22 protein-coding genes are annotated in these 26492 nt (G+C 53.3%); 20 read left to right on the forward strand and 2 right to left on the reverse strand.

The window, feature by feature from the left end:
• The first annotated feature begins 20 nt into the window (after positions 1-20).
• From ACFOSD_RS04770 to ACFOSD_RS04800, 7 genes are all read left to right on the forward strand, one after another.
• Positions 21-683 carry an SPOR domain-containing protein gene (locus ACFOSD_RS04770; protein WP_380692961.1) on the forward strand — a complete coding sequence of 221 codons (663 nt, stop codon included), beginning with the start codon at positions 21-23 and terminating at the stop codon, positions 681-683.
• A gap of 318 nt (positions 684-1001) precedes the next feature.
• Entirely contained in the window at positions 1002-1580 is a 579-nt protein-coding gene (locus ACFOSD_RS04775; protein ID WP_380692958.1) for a hypothetical protein, read from the forward strand.
• A gap of 19 nt (positions 1581-1599) precedes the next feature.
• Complete coding sequence (locus ACFOSD_RS04780; protein WP_380692956.1) at positions 1600-8949, forward strand: RHS repeat-associated core domain-containing protein; 7350 nt, start codon at positions 1600-1602, stop codon at positions 8947-8949.
• Positions 8949-9587 carry a hypothetical protein gene (locus ACFOSD_RS04785; RefSeq protein ID WP_380692954.1) on the forward strand — a complete coding sequence of 213 codons (639 nt, stop codon included), beginning with the start codon at positions 8949-8951 and terminating at the stop codon, positions 9585-9587. The genes ACFOSD_RS04780 and ACFOSD_RS04785 overlap by 1 nt, the downstream gene beginning before the upstream one ends.
• Before the next feature lie 794 nt (positions 9588-10381).
• Positions 10382-12592, forward strand: coding sequence for a polymorphic toxin type 10 domain-containing protein (locus tag ACFOSD_RS04790; RefSeq protein ID WP_380692952.1), 2211 nt, complete (start codon positions 10382-10384; stop codon positions 12590-12592).
• The gene (locus ACFOSD_RS04795; RefSeq protein WP_380692950.1) at positions 12589-12882 is read left to right on the forward strand and encodes an Imm27 family immunity protein; all 294 of its coding nucleotides are present in this window, start codon (positions 12589-12591) and stop codon (positions 12880-12882) included. The genes ACFOSD_RS04790 and ACFOSD_RS04795 overlap by 4 nt, the downstream gene beginning before the upstream one ends.
• Before the next feature lie 99 nt (positions 12883-12981).
• Positions 12982-13278 carry a hypothetical protein gene (locus ACFOSD_RS04800; protein WP_380692948.1) on the forward strand — a complete coding sequence of 99 codons (297 nt, stop codon included), beginning with the start codon at positions 12982-12984 and terminating at the stop codon, positions 13276-13278.
• Positions 13279-13375: 97 nt separating this feature from the next.
• Here the strand turns inward: ACFOSD_RS04800 and ACFOSD_RS04805 are convergent, their stop codons facing one another.
• A complete protein-coding gene (locus tag ACFOSD_RS04805; protein WP_380692946.1) occupies positions 13376-13558 on the reverse strand; it encodes a hypothetical protein in 183 nt (60 codons plus the stop codon).
• Positions 13559-13693: 135 nt separating this feature from the next.
• Between ACFOSD_RS04805 and ACFOSD_RS15745 the strand changes: the two genes are divergently transcribed.
• The 8 genes from ACFOSD_RS15745 (at position 13694) to ACFOSD_RS04845 (ending at position 18744) form a co-directional block, all read left to right on the forward strand.
• Complete coding sequence (locus ACFOSD_RS15745) at positions 13694-13927, forward strand: hypothetical protein (RefSeq protein ID WP_449329087.1); 234 nt, start codon at positions 13694-13696, stop codon at positions 13925-13927.
• Between the two features lie 20 nt (positions 13928-13947).
• Entirely contained in the window at positions 13948-14106 is a 159-nt protein-coding gene (locus ACFOSD_RS04815) for a hypothetical protein (RefSeq protein ID WP_380692944.1), read from the forward strand.
• Positions 14107-14174: 68 nt separating this feature from the next.
• Positions 14175-14720, forward strand: a complete 546-nt coding sequence (locus tag ACFOSD_RS04820; RefSeq protein ID WP_380692942.1) for a DUF924 family protein — start codon at positions 14175-14177, stop codon at positions 14718-14720.
• 7 nt (positions 14721-14727) lie between these two features.
• On the forward strand, positions 14728-15453 hold the full coding sequence (locus tag ACFOSD_RS04825) for an AzlC family ABC transporter permease (RefSeq protein WP_380692940.1): 726 nt from the start codon (positions 14728-14730) through the stop codon (positions 15451-15453).
• Complete coding sequence (locus ACFOSD_RS04830) at positions 15450-15761, forward strand: AzlD family protein (protein ID WP_380692938.1); 312 nt, start codon at positions 15450-15452, stop codon at positions 15759-15761. The genes ACFOSD_RS04825 and ACFOSD_RS04830 overlap by 4 nt, the downstream gene beginning before the upstream one ends.
• Positions 15752-16282 (forward strand): DNA-deoxyinosine glycosylase, encoded by a 531-nt coding sequence (locus tag ACFOSD_RS04835; RefSeq protein WP_380692936.1) that lies wholly within the window; start codon positions 15752-15754, stop codon positions 16280-16282. The genes ACFOSD_RS04830 and ACFOSD_RS04835 overlap by 10 nt, the downstream gene beginning before the upstream one ends.
• Positions 16283-16390: 108 nt before the next feature.
• A complete protein-coding gene (locus tag ACFOSD_RS04840) occupies positions 16391-17107 on the forward strand; it encodes a substrate-binding periplasmic protein (RefSeq protein WP_380692934.1) in 717 nt (238 codons plus the stop codon).
• Positions 17104-18744 (forward strand): diguanylate cyclase domain-containing protein, encoded by a 1641-nt coding sequence (locus tag ACFOSD_RS04845; protein WP_380692932.1) that lies wholly within the window; start codon positions 17104-17106, stop codon positions 18742-18744. The genes ACFOSD_RS04840 and ACFOSD_RS04845 overlap by 4 nt, the downstream gene beginning before the upstream one ends.
• A 26-nt stretch (positions 18745-18770) precedes the next feature.
• On the opposite strand, the gene ACFOSD_RS04850 is transcribed toward ACFOSD_RS04845, so the two are convergent.
• Entirely contained in the window at positions 18771-19652 is an 882-nt protein-coding gene (locus ACFOSD_RS04850; protein ID WP_380692930.1) for a DMT family transporter, read from the reverse strand.
• Positions 19653-19749: 97 nt separating this feature from the next.
• Between ACFOSD_RS04850 and ACFOSD_RS04855 the strand changes: the two genes are divergently transcribed.
• The 5 genes from ACFOSD_RS04855 to atzF all read left to right on the forward strand — a co-directional run bounded on the left by ACFOSD_RS04855 (position 19750) and on the right by atzF (position 26077).
• On the forward strand, positions 19750-20685 hold the full coding sequence (locus tag ACFOSD_RS04855; protein ID WP_380692927.1) for a LysR substrate-binding domain-containing protein: 936 nt from the start codon (positions 19750-19752) through the stop codon (positions 20683-20685).
• A gap of 163 nt (positions 20686-20848) precedes the next feature.
• Positions 20849-22321, forward strand: a complete 1473-nt coding sequence (locus ACFOSD_RS04860) for a GGDEF domain-containing protein (protein WP_380692925.1) — start codon at positions 20849-20851, stop codon at positions 22319-22321.
• A 97-nt stretch (positions 22322-22418) separates the two neighbouring features.
• A complete protein-coding gene (locus ACFOSD_RS04865) occupies positions 22419-23171 on the forward strand; it encodes a hypothetical protein (protein ID WP_380692923.1) in 753 nt (250 codons plus the stop codon).
• 94 nt (positions 23172-23265) lie between these two features.
• Positions 23266-24054, forward strand: coding sequence for a pseudouridine synthase (locus tag ACFOSD_RS04870; protein ID WP_380692921.1), 789 nt, complete (start codon positions 23266-23268; stop codon positions 24052-24054).
• Positions 24055-24250: 196 nt separating this feature from the next.
• Positions 24251-26077 carry an allophanate hydrolase gene (gene atzF, locus ACFOSD_RS04875; protein WP_380692919.1) on the forward strand — a complete coding sequence of 609 codons (1827 nt, stop codon included), beginning with the start codon at positions 24251-24253 and terminating at the stop codon, positions 26075-26077.
• The last annotated feature ends 415 nt before the right edge of the window (positions 26078-26492 follow it).

A 26492-nucleotide genomic window follows, 5' to 3' on the forward strand; every position in this document is an offset into this window, starting at 1 on the left:
AGCATAGGAGTTACCCCCGCGTGGCCAGAGATTACGCCCAGAAAAAACGGTCTTCCCGAGCCGCCCCCCAGCGCTCCTCGGTACCGCGTTGGGTATGGATTTTCACCACCAGCGTCGCCATTTTATTCGTGGCGGGCTTGTTTTTACTCAGCCGCCAACCGGAAGGTGAACCGATACGCCTTGAATTGCCCTCGTTGCCTCGAGTGGTCACGACACCCGCACCGCAAACCCAAGCACCCGCGCCCACCCGACCAACACCGGCGGAACCTTCACGGCAAGAGCAACTGGAGTTTTACACCCTGCTGCAACAAACCGACGTATTAGTGCCCGACAGCGACTTGGTGTTACGTGACCGCGACCTGCCCCCGCAAGAATCCACAGCTTCCGGTACGGCCAACTCAGGCACCAGCCAAGGCAGTGCAACGGGTCAGGCCTTGCCTTCCGGGCAATACATTGTGCAAGTGGCTTCCTTTTCCCGCCGCTCGGATGCCGACACCCTGCGTGCCCGATTGATATTGGAAGGCTTAACCAGCGCCCATATTACTCAGGCCGATCTTGGTGAGCGTGGCGTATTTCACCGCGTAATGATCGGGCCGGTAAACGGTTCGCGCGAAGCCGCTGGCGTAGCCAATACGCTTGAGCGTTTGGGCTTACAGGGCTTAGTGCGTAACTATCCTGGGTGAAGCACGCCGGGGTAAAAGCATCCAGAGTGAGGCTCGCCAAGGTTAGAGTTAGGCTGTGCCGATTTTCAACCGCCTTAATTGTAACAGCGTGCAACATGCCATAATGGATAGCAATACTGTGGTGCTTAACTAAAACCCCAGCGCTATACTGTCAATCAAATGCCCAATATCCATAAAATCTTCGCCAATATATTGGCATCCTCCTGTTTCAAAACTACAAAAATGAACGCAATACGCTTTGTAAATCTCGTCATTGTTTCGTAAATTCCCCTCAGATGTTGCGCAAGGTGCGCATGCAATTCAGCTTGAGGGAGCCCGATGAAATACCAAATCTTTGCCTTATGGGCGCTCTTAGGCTTATTGAGCCATGCCAGTGCCGATACCCGTTCTGTTCATATTGACCTCTTTAGCACCGCCGGCATCGGCATGCGTTATCCCTATAAAGCTAACCTAGATTTAGGGGTATTCCTCGGCACCGCATCCTTGTTTCGGAACCAGCGCCAAACCCATGACGATGCGTTTGGTGACTGGAACGACGATTACACCGAATTAACCACCCGACTGGTGCTGCAAGGCACAGCGCTCTACAACATCAATGAGCATGTATTCGCTGAATCCCGGCTCGGCGTCAGCCTGTTTGGTTACCAATTCAACCCCGAAAGCGCTGCGCAAGACGATGAATTTAACCGCGAATGGGCCGTGCAACTGGATACGCTCTTAGGCATTCGCATGCCGGTGAATGAGGCAGTTACGGTGTCTGCTATAGGCGGTTTGCAGTTCCTCGGCGGGAACGAAACCCTATTCACGGAAAACGGGTCGGATACCGACTACAACCGACGGTTCAGATTCTTATCGGCTCAACGTATCAGCGCGCTTAGCGTTTCATATGCGTTCTGAAAGGATCATTGGAGGGATTATGGCTCTGGTATTTCGTAAAACGTATTGGCTGGTGGTGGCACTCTTTTTATTCGGGTGTAATAACGACACCGCCGCGCCACCGTTGGCCGAAGCGCGACAAACCGCAGCGCAACATTTTGAGCAAGGCGATGCGTTGTGGGAAGAAGAGCCAGAACAGGCGGCCAATGCCTATATGGATGGTTTGAAGGCGTTAAGACCTCATGTCCAATTTGCCTCTGGTTATACCCAAGGAGATATTCTTCCCGCCGTTCAATATTTTCATACTCGACTATTCCGTTTAGCCTCAATTGAGATAGAACGCGGAAATTTAGCGTCAACGAGTCAATTTTACCGGACTTGGTATGACATGGCTGAATACTTAGTTAGGGAAGGCCTGATATTCAAAGACGACGCCGGGCTCCGTCAATTTTTCTATCAAGCAACACTGTTTACTTTGGCCGAATTCAATATCAATGGAAGCTCAACAAGATACTATCGATTAGCTACATACTTGACCGAGTTTTCGCAATGGGCAGAAACGAGGATGCCAGGTATTTGGACAAGCAATGAAACACAATTTGGTCTTTTATTAACCACCGGACAGCAAGACCTCGTCATTTCTGCTATTCGCGATGCACTAACCTCTAGCCCTGAACTTTTCGAAGATCCAGATGTAAGCTCTGGAGCGTTAAGCTTATATATGGAATGGCATCAATTTGACACCTTGAATCCAAAAAACCGAGGATTTCGCTCTACCTCAGCAACCCTTGCGCGCTCCTATGGTAACCCGTGTGATAATGGCTATGATTGTGGTGAGTGGAACCCTAAAGAAGAGGAGGAAGAGGAAGAATCTGGTGGAGGCGGAAGTTCAGAAGAGGAGTCTTGCGGCAACAGCTGCAAAGATGAACAGCAAGCTAATGAACTCACAGCAGAGTTTGCGGCAGAACAAGACACGCAAAGTTCCACCGTCGCCCAGGTATCGGCAGCAGGAACAGAGGCCGCAGCAGAAATTAATGCAACGCAAACACAGCAACGTGCTGAAGAAAATTTAAACTCTCAGCAGGGGTCAGTGACTCACAAATCTGGATGTCCGGTATCCATCAGCTGTGGCTCAAAGATTACATCCGCGACTGACCTTGATGGGACAACCCTGAACATTTCAAGACAACACCGCCTAAGCCATGAATCTGCATGGTCTTTGGGTGCAGGTTGGCATTGGGGCATGGATTCCCGTTTAATTTGGGGTACGTCTCCTGACGTAACGTCTGCTATTGCAACACTTGAGAGCAGCATACAATCATTACAAGGCACGATTGACGACCTGCAAGCGCGTAAAACCTATTACCAATTAAAATATGACACGGCTTTTGGGGATCAAACCAGAACGATAGCGACACAAGCCTTGGCGCTTATTGATAGCTATCTGGCTCAACTTACCCCGCAATTAAACGACCTTAATCAACAATTAAGTGCCCTACAAACCACCCAAACCCGCAGCCAACAGCACCAACAACGCAACCAGTTCGCCACCGACCCCAACCACCGCACCGAAGAACTGATCGGCGTGCAGCGCTTAAAATGGGTCAGCCCCAAGGGTGACCGCATCTTGTTCCGGGAAGAAGGCACGGGTTATGTGGCGGAAGGGGTGAACACCGTCAGCCTAGCAGAATGGTCAGATGGCTTGGAAATTCGGGCGACCGAAGGCCTGCGTTACCGTTACAACACGCACGGCATGCTGGTGCAGATCGTCCAAGGCGATGACCGCACCGTCACCCTCACGCGCGACGCACAACAACGCATTACTACCATCACCGACCATGAAGACCGCAGCTACGCGGTGCAGTACAGCGGCACCCGCATTACCCGCATCACCGACCCCGTAGGCCGTGCACTCAACTACAGCTACGACAGCCAAGGCCGCTTGGTACAGGTGTCCGGGTTTGATGGCAGCACCGAGTCTTACCTTTACGAATACGCCACCAATCCGCTGGCCATTACCCAAAAAATCGACGGCGAAGGCCACGCCAGCGTCTACGCCTACCGTGAGCAAGACGGCAAAACCGTGGTCGACCGCCAGACCGACCCCGCAGGCCATGCGTGGACCTACATCTACGACTTTGAAAACCGCATCACCGACGTGCGTGAACGCAGCTTTGCGACCGATGGCGCCATCACGCGCTACGCCTATGGCGAAAACCGCCTCACCGACACCCAAACCCATTTGCCCGGCGGGCAACAGGTGCAGTTTGAATACGACGACCGGGGCAACCGCGTGGCGGTCATCAACCCGACCGGCGACACCTCCACCTTTACCTACGACGCCCAAGGCAACGTGACCTGGCAGCGCGACCCAACCGGCCGCACCACCACCTTTGAACGCGACGCCCAAGGCCGTTTGCTCAGCCTGACCGACCACGACGGCCACCGCACCGAATACGTGCGCAATGGCCAAGGTCAAGTAACCGAAATCCGCCTGCCGACTGGCGAGACGGTGCAACAAGACTGGCAGGGCAACCGCTTGGTGCGCCGCATCGATGAAGCCGGGCACCGCACTGACTGGACCTACGACAGCAACGGCTACCCCGCCGAGATCACCTACACCGATGCCGTCACCCAAGCGCAGCGAACAGAACGGTTGGAATACGACGCCATGGGCCGCTTGTTGTTGCACGAAGACGCCTTAGGCCGCATGACCCGTTACTCTTACACTCAAGGCACCCGCAGCCTGAACCAACCCACGCGCGTGACCGACCCGAGCGGACGGCACGCCACCTTTGTCTACGACGGTAATAATCGCCTCGTACAAGAAACCGACTTCTCCGGCGTACAAACACTCTATACCTACACCCCACGCGGTGAAGTCGCCAGTAAAACCATCGTCATGCCCAACGCCGACGGTAATGGCAGCACCGAGTACGCCTACACCTACGAATACGACGCCAACAACCGCTTGATCAAGGCCACGCACCCCGGCGGCGATCAGCACAGCCAGCAAGTCTGGCTGTACACCTACGACACGCGCGGCAACCTGACCCGGGCGGAACTGCAAGGCACGGAACTGCACCACACCTATGAATACGACGCCGCCGGGCGTAAAACCCGTGAAGAAGACGCCACCGGAAGCCAACAAACGTTTGACTACCACCCCGATGGCCGCCTGCGCAACCTGACCAATGCCTTGAACAACACTCAAAGCCTCACTTGGAACAACCAAGGCCAGTTGGACACCCTGTACGACAGCACCCTGGGTGCCTATGTGGTGCAATACGAACACGATGCGCGCGGTCAAGTCACCGCCGCCACCGACGCCCGTGGCCACCAAACCCGGCTTGAACGCGACGCCCGTGGTCAACTGGCCACCCAGTCTGCCCCCGGTAACCCGCAACAAGACCGCATCACCCGGCAATACAACCAGCGCGGGCAGGTCATCCAACAGACCGATGCTACCGGAGGCCAAATTGATTTCACTTACAACGCCGCCGGTGAACTCATCGAACAGCGCGACAACTTGGGCGGTGAACACACCTTCGCCTATGATGACCTCGGCCGCCGCATTGCCCACACCACCCCCGCGGGCTTGGAGATCACCTGGGTCTACAACCAGACAGCACGTTATTTAGACATCACCCGTACCGAACTCGACCCCGGCCTGCCCACCTTGCGCACCGACCGCGAACGCCGCGAGCGCGAACGGTACGACCTCATGGGCCGGTTGATCGAGACCGAAGACGCCGCCGGGCAGCTCTGGCGCTACCGCTACGACACCCGAGGCCTGCTGACGCAGATCGATAACCCCGACGGCTCCGCCTTGACGCTGACCTACAACCACGCCGGGCACCTCACCGAAGAAACGCTGATCGCCCAGAACGGCGACACGCGCCGCACCCAATACCAGCGCGACGCCCTAGGCCGTGTGACCCAGCGCATCGCCCCGCACGGCGCACAAACGCGCTACCAGTACAACGCCCTAGGGCAGTTGCAAGAGATCACCCTGCCGGATGGTTTTAACCGCATCACCCACCATTACGACGCCCGGGGCCGTAAAATCGCCACCTATTACCCCGAAGGCCTGAGCGAACACTGGGACTACGACGCCGCCGACAACATCGTGCGCTACACCGACCGCAACGGCGACACCCAGGTGCTGGAATACACCCCGGACAACCAAGTCAGCGTGCATTACGACGCCGAAGCCGTGCGCCAAGGCTATGCATGGCACACCCAATACCATTATGACCCGCTCGGCCGCCCGGTGGGCATGACAGACCCGAACGGCAACACGCAAACGCAAGTACGCGATGCATTGGGCCGCGTGATTGAACAGCGCGATGCCTACGAAAAGCCCATCACCTACGAGCGGGACGCTGCCGGTCGCGTACAGGCCGTGATCGACCGCAATAACGCCCGCACCGACGTGCACCACAACGCCTTTGGTGAAGTCGAACGGGTCATAGACCCGCTGAACAACCAGACGCGCTACACCTACGACGAACTGGGCCGCCGAGTCGCCCAGATCAACGCCTTAAACGATGTCGAACACTGGGCCTACAACCTGCGCCATCAAGTGACCGAACACACCGACACCTTAGGCCGCACCACCGAACACCATTACGACGATTTCGGTAACCTCACTCGGGTGACCCTGCCGGACGGAGCCAGCACGCGCTATACCTACGACACCGGGAACCGCCTGACCGAGATCATCGACGCCAACAACCAGCGTGAACGCTTGGAATACAACGAACGCGACGAACTGGTGCAGCGCACGAATGCCTTAAACCTCAGCACCCGTTACCAATACGACGGGCTGGGCCGCGTCACCGAGATCCAGCAACCCCAAGCCGGCACCGATATTCAGTTGGCGTACAACGGCCGCGACCAACTGGTGGAACGCCGGTTCCAAGGCATCGTCGAACGCCAAGCCTACGACGCCCGTGGCAACCTGACGCAAATTGACAGTCCCGCCAACCGGGAAGACTACCAATACGACCCGGCCGGAAACCAAGTCGCCGTGTTGAACCACACCCTGAACCAACGGATCGACTACGCCTACGACGCCAATAACCAGCGCGCAGCCATGCACGTTGCAGGCGGTGCGAGCACCACCTATGCGCGTGATGCCATGGGGCGTATCCGTGAATTGACCTTGCATCGCTCCTGCGCTTCCTGCGCCCGCGATGTTAGTGCATCCCTGCACGTCACAGGCGAAACCACTTACTTTGAACGTGACCCATTAGGCCGCATCACTGAACGCTACCTGCCCAACGGCACGCGTGACCTGACCCTGTACGACGAACTGGGCCGCACCCGCGCCATCGTGCAGCAGCAACAAGACAGCCAACAATGGAGTGGTTTTGATGCCAAATTCTTCAACAGCTTCCAAACCCCCAGTAACCCCCGTTGGCAAGCACGTGACCACGCCCAAGACTGGAGCGCCACGCAACAGCAACTCAGCCAGCAGTTCAATCAAGATGGCTGGAGCACGCAAGACCAGCACCTGTATTTTCATGACAGCGAAGGGAATTTAAGTGCACGCACCTATAATGAAAAGTTCTCCTTCTTCTACGACTACGACGAGAACGACCGCCTCGTTCGTGCCGACGAACCACAAAACCTCACCACCACCTACCAGTGGGATGCGGTAGGCAACCTCACCCACAAACAGGTGCGGGATTTAAGCTACCAATACCACTACAACGACGGCAACCAACTGGTGCAAGCCGACCATTGGCGCTTACGGCACAGCGGTGGCGGTAACTCACGCGGCAACGACAACAATGCCTATAACAGTAATGGCATTCTATCGAACTGGGACATCCACCACCTCGACCAACAACATCTGTTTGAGTTCATGTGGGACCCCTCGGTGAACCACAACCAAGACAAGCTGACCCAAACCTACGCCTACAACCAAAACGGCCAGCTTACTCAGAAAAACCTAGGCAACGGCGCAAGTGAAACCTATCAACACGACGCCCTGGGCCGCATGACCGCCCAAACCACCGAGTACGGTGCGCAGTACCAGTTCGCGTACGACGCGCAAGACCGCCGCGTGCACACCCAGCTCAGCGACTGGGAGCGTAGCTACCAATACGGCAGCTTGTACGACGGACGGCAGGAATTGGCGCAATGGGATAACCAAGGGAACCCTTACCGCACCCTGAACTACCTGCCCGGTGAACAAGGCCTGCCGTATGGCACCCTGATCAGCCAAAACGTCCACCAGTGGCAGAACGACGAGTTCCGGGTTACCGGTTTTGCGCAAAACTACGCCGAAACCGGCTACTTCCACCAAGACCATCTGGGCAGCACCGTGAAAATCACCGGCCCAGAAGCCGGCAACGCCTTCCGTTGGGACTACACCCCGCAGGGCGAGGCATACGGTTTTACGCATCGTTACTCACACGAACAGATGACCCGCACCCACGTCGGCCACAGCCCCAAACGCCACTTGGTTCCTTACCTCTACACCGGACAGTACGAAACCAATTTAACCGGCCTCATCCACATGGATGCACGGTGGTACAACCCACAGCTTGGACGTTGGTTACAACCCGACTACTACAGCTTTAACCAACTGGCCTTGCCACAAAGTGCACGGCATCAGCTGTTAGCCAGCACCACCTTAAACACCCAACAACTGCTGCGTGACCCCAGCCAACAGATGGCGTATGGTTATGTGAGTGGCAACCCGCTCAGGTGGGTGGATCCGATGGGGTTAGTTGAATACTTCATTGGCGGTGGTGCAGATAAAGCGGACTTCCTTGCTCGACTTTGGCCTACGAAGGATAAAGAAAGACGGGATCTAGGCATTAGGGGTACCGGCAACATGAATGAGACGATGGACTGGGCTATTGAGCGCGGCCTAATTACTGCTAACGACAGTGCATACTATGGCCATGAAGACGCCGATGAAATAATCGCCGATATCATTGCTCGTGTAGCCTTGGGTGAAACCAGTATTAAGCTTACTGGGCACAGTTATGGTGCTGCTGCGGCTATGCGAATCACTGAAGAGTTGAAAACCCACGGTATATCGGTAGAGCGTCTCGTCACCCTAGATCCCGTCTCAACATTCGGTAACGTACCTCGCCCGGCAACAAATGCTAATACACATATCAACATGCACCAAAGGCAAACTTTGCTGGATAAAGTGGTCAATATACCCATAGTTGGCAATGCGGTAGGGTTAATCGCGTCTGGAATCGGATCGATATTTTCATCAAAGATTGATGGCTCAGATGTCATCGCTACGGCTGGGAATCAACTGGGTGCAATAAAGGGTGCACAGAACGTTCAAACAAACTTGCATCACTATGATTCAAGAGGAATGTATCTACAGGCCATTGAAGCCACGAGGTGCCCCTAATGAAAATTTATATTATAAACTTTCTAGTTATATTGTTCTGCACAGGTTGTGCATCCAAACACATTGATATTGAGCTAGAACATTTTGGCCTAGCAAAATTAGATGAAAGCAATGACTTCTATTTTTATTTTATTGTATCTACAACTGATCCGATAGAAGGCATCTGCCAAAGGTACAACCCTCACTCTGGGTGCAGTCATATTAATTCAGTAGGTTTCTCTATATATGATGATGAACGACTGATTTTCCCGGGAATATCCCGATATTCAAGACTTATCAATGGTGACTTAATAGACTTGTATGGGATTGTGTCTAAAAATATGAGCCAAGCTATTTTCACGCACGACTGGGAAAGCCCGCCATACCAATACATAATGTACTTATATTCTTTTAAAAACGCTATAGTAACCAGATCCTCGACAGGAACTAGGGAGTTGCATTTCAATCTACTTGAGGATGAATTTACTCAGTTCAGGCTGCAAATATCAATGAGATGCAATGGGTATACCTATTGTTTGAAAACAAATACGATTGCGATACCTGCAGAAGCAATAAGGAATGCGGAGTTTGATGCTATTCTCCGTAGTGATAACGGAGGACTGCCATATACCCGATTTGATCTAATGGATTCATATTAATCATGCATGCCTGACGAAAATCCCGACAAATGACGGAATTATTGTTCTTTAACAATTAGTGCTGTCCTGCGATGTGTGCTTTATACATCGCAGGATGCTTTACCTTCCTGTCCGAACGGCAACTCCTTTGGCGACGTTGAAATTGGTATCAAGGCTGGAGGTAGTCTACCACTTGAGTTAGAGAGCACTCAGTACGTAAGCCGATTGTTGAGCCAACCCAGTTACATAGCTTTTCACGATGCATATCAAGTAGGTCAAGGCATATTCAATGCATACAGTGAATTAACAGATGGCAACAGCAGTCGATGCATTGGAGGCCCGTAACTATGTTTTTAATTATTGTTATTTCTTTGATTATATTCATTGAATGTTCTAAATGGATATTGTTTCTTCGACATCCTAGTAACAATTCTGTTATCAGGAAAAACTTATATCTTGCCTTGCTTCAAGGAGTATTGGTTGGTTTTTATAGTGCATACAATGGGGGTGCTGGAATAGAAATAGCTCTAGTATTTATTTTGATAGCTGAAGACCTTTTTTTAGAAATATGATTCTAAAAAAAGGAAAGCCGAAAAGAATTGATTGATTTCTGATCAAAACAAATTGGGCTTGATCTTCTCTGTCAGGAACAAAGCATACTCACAATATTATTTAATCTATTGTTGATTGAATAACTCAGCTCATTAACAATTTGCTCCTGTCCTGCGATGTGCTGACTATACATCGCAGGATGCTTTCCCTTCTGCCCGAGGGACCTGACCCTGTACGACGAACTGGGCCGCACCCGCGCCATCGTGCAGCAGCAACAAGACAACGAACAGTGGAATGGTTTTGACGCCACCTTCTTCAACAGCTTCTATACCCCCAACAACCCCCGTTGGCAAGAACGTGACCACGCCCAAGACTGGAGCGCCACGCAACAGCAACTGAGCCAACAGTTCAATCAACCCGGCTGGAGCACACAAGACCAGCACCTGTATTTTCATGACAGCGAAGGGAATTTGAGTGCGAGAATGTATGACGGGCATGGATGCCCTAATGCCGAGGGCGCAGGATGCGCAGGATCGGCAAACGAGAAATTTGCGTTCTTTTATGACTACGACGAGAACGACCGCCTGACCGCCGCACACGAACCACAGAACCTCACCACCACCTACCAGTGGGATGCTGTGGGCAACCTTACCCACAAACAGGTGCGGGATTTAAGCTACCAATACCACTACAACGACGGCAACCAACTGGTGCAAGCTGACCACTGGCGCTTACGGCACAGTGGCGCAGGTAACTCACGCGGCAATGGCCCAGCCTACAATCACAACGGCATCCTATCGAACTGGGACATCCACCACCTCGACCAGCAACACCTGTTTGAGTTCATGTGGGATCCGAGTGTCAATCACAATCAAGAGCGCCTGACGCAGAGTTATCAATATAACGCCAACGGCCAACTGACCCATGTGAATCTAGGCAACGGCGAAAGCGAACAATACCAACACGACGCGCTGGGCCGCATGACCCAACAAACCACCGAATACGGTGCGCAGTACCAGTTCGCGTACGACGCGCAAGACCGCCGCGTAAGCACCCAGCTCAGCGACTGGGAGCGTTCTTACGACTATCAAAGCTTGTATGATGGACGCCAAGAGAACAGTCAATGGGACAACCAAGGCAACCCTTACCGCACCCTGAACTATCTGCCCGGCGAACAGGGTATGCCCTATGGCACCCTGATCAGCCAAAACGTCCACCAATGGCAGAACGATGAGTTCCGCGTCACCGGCTTTGCGCAAAACTACGCTGAAACCGGCTACTTCCACCAAGACCATCTGGGCAGCACCGTGAAAATCACCGGCCCCGAAGCCGGCAACGCCTTCCGGTGGGACTACACCCCGCAGGGCGAGGCATACGGGTTCACGCATCGTTACTCACACGAACAGATGACAAGAACCCACGTCGGCCACAGCCCCAAACGCCACCTGGTGCCTTACCTCTACACCGGACAGTATGAAACCAACTTAACCGGCCTCATCCACATGGATGCACGGTGGTACAACCCCCAACTGGGGCGCTGGTTACAACCCGACTACTACAGTTTTAACCAACTCGCCTTGCCACAAAGTGCACGGCATCAGCTGTTAGCCAGCACCACGTTAAACACCCAACAACTGCTGCGTGACCCCAGCCAACAGATGGCGTATGGTTATGTGAGTGGCAACCCGCTACGGTGGGTGGATCCGATGGGGTTGTGTGGCTGGTTCTGGAGTAATTTAGGAAGCTCTGTCAAATCAGCCGCAATAGGTGCTGCCGAGACCGCGTTGGTGTTGAGTACGGGCGCCGCGTCGTCTGTCAGCGCTGGCCTTGCTGGGCTAGGCACTTATGCGCTGACCGGGGATCTTGACGCGGCCACTGCAGTCATTCAGGGTATTCAGGCTCAGTATACGTATCAGCCCCGGAGCGCCCAAGGTCAGGCTGCTGTGCAGACCTTGGGAGGCGTGTCAGCAAAGGTGGATGAGGGGTTGCATTTCTTCGCAGACCCGATAGCGGATCGTTTTGGTCCGTTAGCAGGAACGGCTACCTACATGGCACCAGACCTGCTGACTCTTGGCACAGGGGCTTTGCTAAGGCAGAGCACAAGAGCGGGGAGTGTTTCGGCGGGGTTAAGCAATCCTATACCCGACACTTTAGCTAGAGTTGTACCTGATAATCCAATTACTCGTGCCTCTGACACCCTAGGTAGACCTGGAGCGGATGATGTTTTTGTGACAGCGGCATCTGACATTCGTGGGCTCAACGCAAGCCAGATTGCTGAACGATTAACGATTCCTGAGAGTCCTACTGGTTTTAGAGTTATTGAATTTCAAACTCCGAGTTCCGGTATTGCCTCTCCAGTTAATAGAACTGATCCTGGATTTATCGGTGGCGGACGAACAGCGGGTGGAGCGAGAGAGTTTGTAATACCTAATGGTGCAATTCCGGATGGATCTAGCACGAGGGTTATACCATGAGCAAAAAGCTAAGCACCGATGAAACCAGTTTGATCGGAAGCTGGGTAGAAAAAAGAGGCACTTTAAAACAAGATGCCGTTTGCGAGCGCATACAATGGCTCATTGACTCCTATTTCAAACAAGTTGCCGTAGATGGAGATAACTGGTCTGCTTTATACATAAATCCTGATGATGGTAGTTATTGGGAATTAACGTACCCATATAGTCATATGCATGGTGGAGGTCCTCCAACTCTACAGCGCATTACAAAGGATCATGCTAAGAAGCGGTACGTTATTGGAAGTGGTTAATGACTTTTTTCTCATTATCCTGAATTCAGATCCGAATAACTTTCAAAGTTGTCACCGACGATGGCGACGTAATAGCTGCATTTCTAGGGCGAAGGTAATATGAACGCATACAATATACGCCAACTTAAAAAAATGCGTGAGCAAGTAGCCTCATATCAAGTAGGTGATTTAAGTTTGCAGTCTTTGATTGGAGATTTAATATTTTTACGTGATTCATTGACGGAAACTAAAGATGACTGGGAGCGTGAACTTACTTATCTAATTGTTGATCTGGAATCTGCTAATACCTATGCGTTAGAAAAAAACAATGGAAAACTTGATTCCATGACCAGCAAGATTGTGTATGACGCCCTAGAAAAGTTGGCAATCTTGATTGAAAAAAGCATGGAAGCTTAATTCAAGAGCTATTAGTGCGCGAGCTCAATCACAGTCAGCTAATGTTTAAGGTGTCTGTGATTTTGGATGATGCCTCGCCGATTGGGGTCACTGCTCTTTAACAATTCGCCCCTGTCCTGCGATGCGCAGTTAAAGCATCGCAGGACATTTTATCTTCTACCCCGAAGGCCTGAGCGAACACTGAGAATACGACGCCGCCGACAACATCGTACGCTACACCGACCACAACAGCGACACCCAAGTACTGGAATACACCCCCGACAACCAAGTCAGCGTTCATTACGACGCCGAATCAGTAAGCCAAGGTTATGCGTGGCACACCGAATACCATTACGACGCTCTGGGCCGACCCATCGGCAGCACCGACCCCAACGGCAACACGCAAACGCAAGTACGTGACGCCCTAGGCCGCGTCGTGCAACAACGCGATGCCTACCAACAACCCATCGCCTACGAGCGTGACGCCGCCGGCCGCGTACAGGCCGTGATTGACCGTAATAATGCTCGCACCGACGTGCACCACAACGCCTTTGGTGAGGTGGAGCGGGTCATAGACCCGCTGAACAACCAGACGCGCTACACCTACACGAACTGGTGCAGCGTACAAACTAGAACAACGTTCAAAGAAAGTGTACTCTGCGCCCCATGAAAGCTAAAAGGAGCCGTGCGTTGCGCAAGTACTATAAGGAAATATTTATCATAATCGCGTTAGCGTTGTACCTGCTTTATGGCCTGGGTGTGTATCAAAACTTTGCGGCGCTCATTGAAAACCTGGATCTGAGTCCGCAGTCCATCTTTTCTATTCCGCGTGCACTGCAGGGCACCTAAACTTAGCCCTGCATCCATCAGCAACTTCTGCTATAAAGCCTATTCATTTTGATGATGCAGGTACGAACATGTCATCGCCACAGGATATTTTGCATTTTTGGTTCACTGAACTGATACCGAAAGACTGGTTCACCAAGAATCTGGAACTGGACCAGCAAATTGCGCGGCGCTTTGGTGCAGTACACCGGGCGGCAGTGCAGGGCGAGCTATCGCCTTGGCGTTCTGATGCCCTTGGTCGACTGGCAGAAATTCTGGTGCTCGACCAGTTTTCGCGCAACATCTACCGTGATCAGCCGGGGGCATTTTCGGCCGATGGAATGGCGCTGATACTGGCGCAAGAAGCCATTGCGCAACGCTGCGATGACGCGTTGCCGTCGGTGTCGCATCGATCTTTTTTATACATGCCGTTTATGCACAGTGAATCGGCGGTCATCCATGAAACGGCGGTAAAACTGTTTAGCCACCCAGACTTGGCCTACAATCTAGACTTTGAAATGCGCCACAAAGCCATCATCGACCGCTTTGGGCGTTATCCGCACCGTAACGCTATTCTGGGCCGCACTTCTACCTCGGAAGAAGAAGCGTTTTTGCTAGAACCCGGATCGTCTTTCTGAGCAGTTTATGACCCAATTACCGCTGGCAACCCTCACTCTGAGGGGCATTCAACAAGGTTTTTTTCGCATGCTACCGCTGGCCACCTTTGTAGTGATGTTTGGTGTGGCGTTTGGCGTGGCGGCGGCACAAAAAGGGCTGAGCGGCTTCGAAATTCTGTTCATGAGTGGCATTGTGTTCGCGGGGGCGGCACAGTTCGCCGCCTTGGATTTATGGCAACCCGAAGTGGCGGTTTTGTCACTGGTCATGGTGACCTTTGCGGTAAACAGCCGCCATCTGCTGATGAGCGCTTCCTTGTACCCTTGGCTGCGCCATCTACCCGCCCGCCAGCGTTATCTATCATTGGTTTTATTGAGTGATGCGAACTGGGCTATGTCGTACGCCGACCATCAAAAAGGCGTTAGGGATGTCGGCATTCTGGTTGGTGGCGGTATGGCACTCTGGTTGACTTGGATGGTGGGTACAGTAGGTGGCGTCTTGCTGGGCAGTGGTTTTTCGGAACCTTCACGCTATGGTTTGGATGTGATCATGAGTTGTTTTCTGCTGGCAATGATCATCAGTGGTGAACCGCAGCGACACCTGTTCCTGCCTTGGGCGATTGCGGCGGCCGTGGCCGTCTTGGGTTACTACACCTTACCCGCCAATCTGCATGTGATTTTTGGTGCACTGGCGGGTGGCTTGGCGGGTGTTTTGTTGGGCGGGGAATCAACGGTCAAAAAGGAGGATGCGGTATGACCCTGGCATTAACCCCGACCACCGGCGTCATATTGATCCTGCTTATGGCTATCGTGTCGTACCTTACACGCATCGGTGGCATCGCCATTCTGGCGCAACTCTCCATCGGGCCACGCACTGAACGCTTTATCCAAGCTATGTCGGGGTCTGCGTTGGTGGCAATTGTGGCCCCGGCCGCGGCGGCAGGCGACAACGCGGCCCGCTTGGCGTTGGTCGCGACCTTTCTGACGATGTTACTGACCCGCAAGGCGTTGCTCGCCATTGCAGCCGGTATTCTCACGGCGGCGCTCTGGCGGGTGTGGTTTTGATCGTCGCCAGCTTTCCATCCATTGAACCTGACGAGGCAAACATACTGATTTTGGGCAGTATGCCCGGTGTGGCGTCGTTAGATGCGCAACAATATTATGCGCATCCACGTAATGCGTTCTGGCCGATCATGGGATCGCTGTTCAATTTCGATTCTAATGCTCCCTATGCTCAAAAAGTCGCCGCTTTACAGGCCGCGAACGTCGCGGTATGGGATGTATTGGCCTCCTGTTATCGGCCCGGCAGCCTGGATGCGGCCATTGACCCAGCCAGCACCGTACCCAATGACTTTTCGGCGTTATTTGCACGACACCCGGCACTGCATCGTGTGTTCTGTAACGGGGCAACCGCAGAGCAGCTGTTTCGGCGCCACGTTTTACCGGGAATTGACCGTCAGCTTTCACTGTCACGACTACCATCGACCAGTCCAGCCCATGCGGCGCTCTCACTGGACGCAAAAACCACGCTTTGGCGCAGCGCTATTTTGGGCGACAATGCCAGTAACGCAGATCATTTGTGCTAATCTCTTTCTAACAGGTATCGTTTCAATGTGGTGTGGTCGCTGCCTATGATGTTCAACCAACCGACAGTAACAAAAGTGCGACGGTTCGGTGTCATACTCGTGCTGGGTATGAGTTTACTGAGCGGGCTATCGGCACAACAGCCTGTTGTGATCGGCGGATATGACTTCCCACCCTATCTGAACATCAGCAACGACCAACCGGTCAGCGGCATCACTCTGGAATTAATTGCGCAATTGAACCTTATGCAGGACGAATACCAATTTGAGCTGTTTCTTACTTCCCCAGCTCGTCGTTTTGATGATTTCTCGGCGGGACACTTCGATATGATGCTTTTTGAAAACCCGATATGGGGCTGGGAAAAGGTGGATATCTACAGTACGCCGTTACCTCTATTTTTTGATGATCGGGAAATCTACATTGCGCGTCAGGCATTGGGTCGTAATCAAAGCTATTTTAATGACCTAACGCAACGGCGAATGGCCGGAATTTTCAGCTATCATTACGCGTTTGCGGACTACGTCAATGACGCTGACTGGCTGCGGGAAAACTTCAACATGGTGTTGGTGAATTCGCAAGATGCCCTGGTGGAATTGGTTGTGCAAGGCCGCGCTGATGTTGCCGTGGTCAGTGAGGCCTATTTGCTGGCTGCCTTTACGCAAAACCCGCTCCTGCGTTCACAAATATTAGTGTCTGAAAAAATCGACCAGGAATATCAACACCACATCATTGCGCGTTCAGCGCACAGTGCCACTGCGCAAGCGGTACATGCGTGGTTGCAACAGGTGTCGCAATTGTCGAATCCTGCAGTTCAGGTCTCACCATGAGTAGTCTGGAATCACCGCGCCCGCTTTCCCTATCGCGCCGGTTGCTGGTGCGTTCGTTTCCGGTTCTGGCCATGGTGCTGCTGGGTATTCAGTTACTGAATGGATGGATTCAGTACCACAGCCAATTGTCCGCCCTCAAGACCAAGGCCGATGCCATCGCCCTCTTGACCGCTGCGGCCATCGCCCAACCCTTATGGGTCTTTGATCGACAAATCTACGAAGGCCAAATTCGCGCCCTGAACATTGATGATGAATTCGTCTATGCGCGGATTGTGGATGACCAAGGCCAGGAAATCTTTTCTTATGGCGACACGACGTCAGAATCGCGCCACCTGTATATTTTGAGCCTGCCCGTCAGCGAACCTTTTCAAGAACGGACCTTTGCCGCCTTCGAACTCGGTTGGAGCCTGCAAGGTGTGCAGCAAGTAATATGGCAAACCGTATTCGTGGGCTTGTTGTTGTTTGGTCTGACCTTCGGATCCCTGTACCTTATTCTCCATTGGGCCGTACGCCGTTCGGTTTTGCAGCCACTACAAAATCTGGTGCAGGCATTACGGCGCATTGCTTTGAAGGACTGGCACCAACTGGATATCGACCCCAAGCTCAAACGAACGGAATGGGCCGAAGTATTCACCGCGTTCAATCGCATGACCATGGGGTTACGCAGCGGCGATGAAGCACGCCAATACGTTGATGAACTGAAAGCCGCACAAGAGGCCATGCAAGATCAGCACGAGGCTATGTCACTGTTGACTGAGCGCCTTCATTTAGCGACGCAGGCGGGGAAAATTGGTATATGGGATTACGATGTCCTGACCGGTGAGCGTACCTGGAACGATGAAATGTACGAGCTGTATGGCCATGCCAAAGGTGCTCTGGAGCAAGACCCGTTGCTATGGGAAAATTCCCTCCATCCTGAACACCGTGAGCGGGCGATGGAGAACACACAGCGCGCTTTAGCAAGAAAAGAAATATTGGAAGATGAGTTCCGCATTATTCGCGGCGATGGTGAAATCCGCTGGATAAAGACCAGCGGGCGCGTATTGCGCAATGGCACCGGCACTCCTATCCGGTTTTTAGGCACTAACATGGACATCACGACCAGCAAGGAACAGGAAGAAGCACTGCAAACCATGGCGCACTTTGATGCCCTGACCGGGTTACCCAATAGGCGGCTATTGCTGGACCGCCTGCAACAAGCCATTGCACGTAGCCAACGCCAAAACACCTTGCTGGCCGTGGTTATGATGGATTTGGACGGCTTCAAAGCCGTGAACGACGACTTTGGCCATGACGCCGGAGACCATATGTTGACGGTGCTGGCTGAACGCATGGCCGCCTGCATTCGCCAAGAAGATACCTTAGCGCGCTTAGGGGGTGATGAGTTTGTCTTGCTGCTAGGCGAATTACACAATGAAGCCGAAATCGAACAAACCTTGGCACGTATCCTCGCCACCGTTGGTGAGCCGGTGAACATACAAGACCAAAGTACGCAAGTATCCACCAGCATGGGCGTAACGCTATTCCCCGCCGATGGCAGTACGGCTGAAACCTTGCTTCGACATGCGGACCAAGCCATGTACCTAGCGAAACGAGCCGGTAAGAACTGTGTGCGGTATTTTTCCAGCCTTGACTGACCCTCTGCGCAGAACGCAATCTCGTCCTACGGATTGATACCGGCAGTGCGGATTGGCACACGAGTCCGCCGTTTTTCCAGCACGCTAATTAGGACGAGTGGCCCAATGATCAGCGTTGAACCCAACACGAACCAGAGGTCCGGTACTTCCTGAAACCACCACCAGCCCGCCAGTAACGCGGACAGCAAACCCGTGTATTCGGCACTGGTGACTTCGCTGGCAGGCACATGGCGGTAGGCCAGTAGAACCGTCATGTTATAGGCCAGAATAAAGAACGCCGAGCCAAAGGCCGTAAAGAGTATATCGGCCTGCCACGGTGCACCCTCCAACCACGCCAGCACTCCGGCGGTCGGCAAGCCCAGCAGCTGCGTCATAAATAGCGTATGCACCATGGTTTGATGCGTGGGCAGTTTGCGCACCAACACCACGGTCAATGCCAACGACAAAGCGACGCCTAAGGCACTCAATGCGCCCCACGTCAGTTCAACGGGGCGCAAGATCACCGCAATACCCACAAATCCGCTGATCACCGCAAACAGACTGATGCCTCGTAAGCGTTCACCAAACACCAATACGGAAAATACCATGACCAAAATCGGCGCAACATAGAACAGCGCATTGGCCGTGGCCAGAGGCAACGTGGTCAGGGCCACAATCATGCAATAGATACCAAAAAAGCCCATGTGCGAACGCAACACATGCAATGGCCATCCGGCGAACAAGCGCCGGTGATCGACGTGCTGAATGAGGGGTAGCAGCAAGCCTAACGTGATCAACATACGCACAAAAATAAACTGAAAGATGGGTAAGTCAGTACCCTGCCATTTGATCAACGCATCCGACACCACGGCCAGGGCATTCCCAATAACCAACAGCGCAATCGCGCTGCCTACCGTATGTCCTCTCATATCGCCCTAGGCCCCACAAACCTTAAAGCCCTACCTTAGCCCTGACTCACTATTGTGTATAATGATCTTTAATTAATGATTATTAGATTTTTAGATAATGAAATACCCCCCATTGAAAGCCATGGCAACGTTTGAAACCGTCGCGCGCCTCAACAGCTTTTCACAGGCTGCCGATGAACTGCACATCAGCCAGAGCGCCGTCAGCCACCAAATCCGACTGCTCGAAGACTTTCTCGGCGAAACCCTGTTTCGCCGCTTAGGCCGCTACTTGGAATTAAGCGACGTCGGCTATGCGTACTATGAAGCCATTGCACCGGCGCTGGCGCAAATTCAGCGCGCCACAGTAGAAGTACAGGGACAAGAAACGCTGTCTGTCCGTTTGGCACTTTTCAGCTCCTTTGCCGTGCGTTGGCTCATTCCTCGGCTGCCGGATTTACAACGGCAACACCCCACGCTCGACCTCGCGTTAGAAATGATGAACGAAGCGCCACAACTGACTGACCGCGTGGCCGACTGTTTCATTACCTTACTGCCGGACAGCCGCGGGTTCACCACCGAAGCCCTCTACACTGAACAATTGTTTGCCGTTTGTAGCCGCACTCTATGGCAACGCATGCAAGATGATTGGGCGCAATTTGACTGGTCGGACGATGCGCAAGGTATCAGCCCGCATATTTTGCAGCATTATCCTTTGCTGTCGGTGCACAGTATTTATGGCCAGCGCAGCGAAGACTGGCGTCGATGGTTCGCCGCCGCCGGGGAAACCCTTCCCGAACAAGCCCGACTACAGCATTTCAGCCACATGCTGTTAGCACTGGAAGCCGCCCGCCATCATCAAGGCATAGTGCTCACCAACGACTATATGTTCCAGCCGGCGCAAGATACCGATCTTGTTAAGCTGCCATTTCATGCCCTGATCACCGGCGATGTTTTTCACTTTGCCTGCAAAACCCATCGCCAGCACGAACCAGGCATTGCCATGTTACGGCACTGGCTGCGCGCGCAGGCCAAGGTGGCGGGTTGGATTATGTAGCGCGTACCACCGGACAAAGTGGGCGGAACAAGCACCTTGGGAGACAAAATCCTGCACATCGGCACAAAATCTGCTTTACTGAAGTTGACTGACCAGTTCGACAGTATTCTGTCACCGATTAAGCATCATGCTCAGTCAGTGTCCTGGCCAATACGGAGGGGGTATGGACGATTCATGTGGTAGCGCAATCCTAGCCGGATTACCGGTTGGCGTCCTATGGCGCGATATGAGCACCGATGCTGTTAACATGAATACCGCCGCGCGTGAATTACTGCGCGTCCATCATGGCTTGGGCAGCCGTTGGTACGATGACTGTGCGCGCTTGCAATGGCGCCATGACGAACGTCTGCTACCCATTACCCTGAACCCACTGCTCACTGCCTTACAGGGGCGCACCCTGCGCACCACACGCTATGTTTTGCAGCGTGAAGATACCGACGTTTTGCTGGATATCACGGCCTACGCGCAAGCTACCATTGATGGTGTGCCCAGCATCATGACCGTCGTTATTGCCCCAGTCAATTTGGCGGTCGATGGGGTAAGCGCCACCAGTTTTGATGAAGTGTTAGCAAAGGTTTCCGCCCGGCTGATTCACGTTGATGCCGACGATATCGACGAACAGATTCAGGCGGCACTGGCCGTACTGGGCGAATACAGCGGCGTCGACCGGTCGTATCTGTTTCAATTTCATAATGACCACTCATGCAGCAATACGCATGAATGGGTGCGTGGTGGTATTTCATCGCACAAAGAGGATTTACAAGGCCTGTCCGAACGCTCGCTGCCCTGGTTCTTTCGTCATTTGCGCGAGCAGCGGATCGTGGCGATTGACGATGTAAGCCACTTACCGCCTGAAGCCGTCTTGGAGCGCAATGAATTTGAACGCGAGGACATACAAGCCGTTCTGTGTGTAGGGCTGGAATACGCCAATGAACTCATTGGTTTTATCGGGTTCGACCGCGTACATCGGACGCATCATTGGTTAACACACGATATCCGACGCCTAAAATTGGTCGGTGAGATGATCGTACACGCCCTGCAAAATTTAGCTTACCGACAATCGCTCAACCAAACGCAGCAGAATCTATTGCAAGCCAATCAGGAACTGGAGCAATTAGCCATGCTGGACGGTTTGACCGGTGTGTTCAACCGCCGGGCTTTTGATCAAACCTTACAAAAAGAACTGCAACGCGCGGTGCGGCAAGGTTATCCGCTGTCGCTTTTGCTGGTCGATATTGATCATTTTAAATTGTATAACGATCATCATGGCCATTTGGCCGGTGACGATGCACTGCGCCAAGTCGCACAGGTGTTGAGTCAGGAATTCCAACGCAGCGGTGAATTGGTGGCACGCTATGGCGGCGAAGAATTTGCGATCATTCTGCCACACAACGATGAAGCAGAAGCCATACAATCGTCCAATCGAGCGTTGCGCCGACTGCGCGACATTGCTTTACCGCATGAGCACCCGGACGTGGCTGGCCCGTTGACCATGAGCATTGGTCTATTGGTTGCCTTACCCGCCATTAAAACACGGCGTGACGACCTGATTTCGTTGGCTGACCAAGCCTTGTATAAAGCCAAAGCTGCCGGGCGTAATCAAATGAAGATGACTGTATTGAAAGGCGAGTCATAAATTTAATAAGTACATTTGAAAAATCATTGAAAGGCATTTTCTTTGCGCTGATACAGCCGTTACACTGATCACACATTTAATCATAAATGGACAAATTATGACTTTAACACGGACGTTATGTATTGCTTTGCTGTTCCTTCTCGCGACCCTTCAAGGGTGCTTGGCTCAGACAGAGTCGGAAAATATAAAAACAAAAGGCATAGCGGCCACCATGACAGTAGTCACAAAAGGAGCCTGGGGTGGTAGCGCAGATGTTAAAGTAACATTACGTGCGGGTAGCGGGTTTGGTGGCACCAACATAGAGCTATCTTCAGGTGACACTTTGTCCGTGCGTGCGAATGGCAGGAGTTATAGACTTTCCAAACACACTGATCTGTTTTCCGTATATTATCTAGCTAAAGTACCCGAGGTTTATCACAACACGGAATTTGTAGTGAGCTTTAATCGGGAGGAAGATACCAGTGCACCCTCCTCTACGACGGCACTGCCCGAACCGTTCAACATCACCTCTGAACAAAACCAGACCTATAATTACAAAGACAAAATACCCATACACTGGGAACCAAGCCAACCAAGATCGACAATGCAGTTGAGTTATACGCTAACCTGTAGGCAAGGCAGTAGCAGCTCTCTCATCGTATTTACACGAGGAATCCCGGATTCAGGTAGTTACAACCTAAACCTGCATAGCCACTTTGCCGACGAAGATCCGTTTGACAGTTGCAGAGGAGAAGCGACGTTGAATCGTCGACTGGCTGGCACCCTCGACCCGAACTTTGGCGCTGGTGGTAGCATAATGGGCATTCAGGAACGCACGCTCAAATTTAAGTTAGACATGAGCGACGGTTGATGAATTTTGGCCCATTGGCCGACCAAGCCTTGTATAAAGCCAAAGCTGCCGGGCGTAATCAAATGAAGATGACTGTATTGAAAGGCGAAACGCATTGACGCAACACCCAAACGAGCCAATTGCAACCAACCACAACCCGTTACATATTCTGTACCAAGACGATGCCTTATTGGTGGTGCACAAACCTTCCGGGCTGCTTGTGCACCGTAGCCCGATTGATAAGCACGAAACCGAATTTGCCCTGCAATATGCGCGCACCCTGAACGGCGGTGAGCATGTTTACCCCATTCATCGCTTGGACCGCCCGACCTCCGGGCTGCTCATTTTTGCGCGCAATCCGGACATTGCCTCTCGCCTGGGGCAGGATATGATGGCGCATAACCTGCGCAAAACCTATATCGCCATCGTGCGTGGCTGGCCAGATGACCAAGGCACGGTTGATTATGCGTTGCGTGATATGGCCGACGACCCGCGCTATCGTGGTGGTGAACTCAAAATGCGCGACGCCGTGACCGATTTCACCCGGCTCGCCACCGTGGAATTACCCGTGGCCGTGGATCGTTACCCCACCAGCCGTTATGCCCTGGTACAACTGCACCCACGCACGGGCCGTAAACACCAGTTGCGCCGTCACATGAAACACCTTCGCCACCCCATTATTGGTGATGCCAAACACGGCAAAAGCACCCACAATCATTTCTTCGGCAAGGCCTTCGGCGTACAACGCCTTCTATTGGCCGCTACTGAAATGTCACTCGACCACCCGACTACCGGCGAACCCATGGTACTGCGAGCGCCTCTGGCACAGGACATCGCGCACGTGATGAATTCCCTCGGTTGGCACAGGTGGGTAAATACCTTTGGCGTGCTTAATCCCCACTGAAAACGCACCACATGAAGGCCAAGTGGCTTCATGCTGGTGCATGCCTCGCTGTGTATCAGCCTGTGCTCATGGCTTAGTAATTTTCATAACCCACTGAAATACCTCGTAATTCTTCCTATTTTTTACCGCCATGAATTCTTGGCACAGCGCCTGCTATACCCACTTGTATACAAGATGGTATGGAACTTTCTTCACTATGCTAACCACGCTCGCCTGGACATTGCCACAATGGCAATCGGCTTATCACAACGGGACCACGCCGGACCACTTACTCTCCGCGTTGGTCGGCCATTTAGATCCGCAAGACCCGGCGTGGATCAGCATTGCCACGCCTGACCAACTATCACAGCAACTGGTCGAACTGGCGTTGAAGCTGGAACAAAGCAGTGGCGATATATCCCGCTTACCGCTTTATGGTGTGCCTTTCGCTGTAAAAGACAACATCGACGTGGCCGGGTTTCCGACCACTGCCGCCTGCCCAGCCTATGCGTATAAACCGAAAGCCGATGCGCACACCGTGGCCTTATTAAAAGCCGCCGGGGCCATTGTGGTGGGTAAAACCAACCTCGATCAATTTGCCACCGGGTTAGTGGGCACCCGCTCACCCTATGGCGCAGTGCCTAACAGCTTCAAGCCGGAATACATCAGCGGCGGCTCCAGTTCTGGCTCGGCCTCTACAGTCGCCCGGGGCCTCGTACCTTTTTCTTTGGGCACGGACACTGCTGGTTCGGGCCGTGTTCCCGCCAGCTTGAACAACATCATCGGTTTGAAAGGCACGTGCGGCGCCATGAGCATTCGCGGCGTGGTCCCGGCATGTCGGTCATTGGATGTGGTGTCGATTTTTGCGCTAACGCTGGACGATGCCAGCATGGTGTTTGAACTAGCCGCGCAGTATGACGCTGCTGAAGCCTACAGTCGGCAAGCGCCCACGGCACGCCCTAATTCTTTTAGCCAGGGCCCGCGTTTGGGCATTCCCGCAAGCCCACAGTTTTATGGCGACTCCGTAAGCGCAGATGCATGGGAAAGCACCTTGGCACAGTGGTCTGATTTGGATGTGGAGCTGGTGCCGATTGATTTCTCGCCGTTCAGCGAACTGGCAGCACTGTTGTACGATGGCCCATGGGTGGCTGAACGCCATGCGGCGGTCGAGATTTTCATGCGTGACCATGGGTCAGAAATGAACCCGGTGGTACGCGGCATTATCGAGCAGGCGAAGAAATTCAGCGCCACCGACGCGTTTAAAGCAGAATACCGGCGCGCCGAGTTACGTCGCACAATAGAGCAGATAATGGCGCCGCTATCGGGCTTGTTAGTACCGTCGGCGCCAACCTTTCCTACCTTGGCCGATTTGCTGGAAGAGCCGGTAAACCGCAACAGTGAATTAGGCACCTACACGAATTTCGTCAACTTGGCCGATATGTGCGCCCTTGCCATACCGGCCGGTTTCCGCAGCGATGGCCTACCCTTCGGCGTGACGCTGATTGGTCGGGCCTGGCACGACAAAGCATTGCAAACATTGGCCCAGCAATGGCTGGCGACGCAAACGCTTACGCTGGGCGCGACCAATCAATCGGTCCCGGCCTCTACGCCGATCTCACCCGAGGTCGCGCCCGGCTATTTACGTGTGGCCGTCGTGGGTGCTCACTTAACGGGCATGCCGTTAAACAGCCAGCTCACCGAGCGTCAAGCGGTACTGGTGGAAGAAACTCTCACGGCGCCTTCTTATCGTTTGTTCGCGCTGGCAAACACCACGCCACCAAAGCCCGGCTTGCAGCATGTGACTGATGGCTCGGGCAAGTCGATCATCGTGGAGCTATGGGACATGCCCATCGAGCATTTCGGCTCGTTCGTCGGCCTCATTCCCGCACCCTTGGGCATCGGCTCACTCACCCTCGCCGATGGCCGCACCGTCAAAGGCTTCATCTGCGAAGGCTGGGCCTTAGCAGATGCCACCGACATCACCGATTTCGGCGGCTGGCGGGCCTATTTGGCTGAGAAAGCAGCCGAGAAGGCAAAAGCATGAACTCCTCCTTTTCGATGAAGTCCGGCGGTGCCGTCGAGCAGAGCACTGGGCTCCTCGGGGGACGCCGTGGACCCACCAATGGCGGCTCACCATTTCGACCATCGATCGGCATTAACCGCTTAGGGTGGGGTCAGCTCCACGGGGGACGCCGTGAAAGCATCCCTGCTGGCTCGGATGCGGCCGTCCGGGCCGCATACGCCCCCTTTGCAGCTGACCCCACCCTAAGCAGTCAATACCTTTCATCAAGTCAAACTTCAATCAGCGACAACGCCCCGATAGCTCTTGTAAGGCACGGGCTATCGGTTTGGAGCGCAGGGTTGGCTTGGAGCGGGCGTGTGCGCACAGGACGTGCGCATCGAGCCTCCATGGACAAATTCGTCTGGAACGAATTTGCACGACCGAAGGGAGCCCGAAG

Source organism: Salinispirillum marinum, assembly GCF_042650105.1.
GTDB lineage: Bacteria > Pseudomonadota > Gammaproteobacteria > Pseudomonadales > Natronospirillaceae > Salinispirillum > Salinispirillum marinum.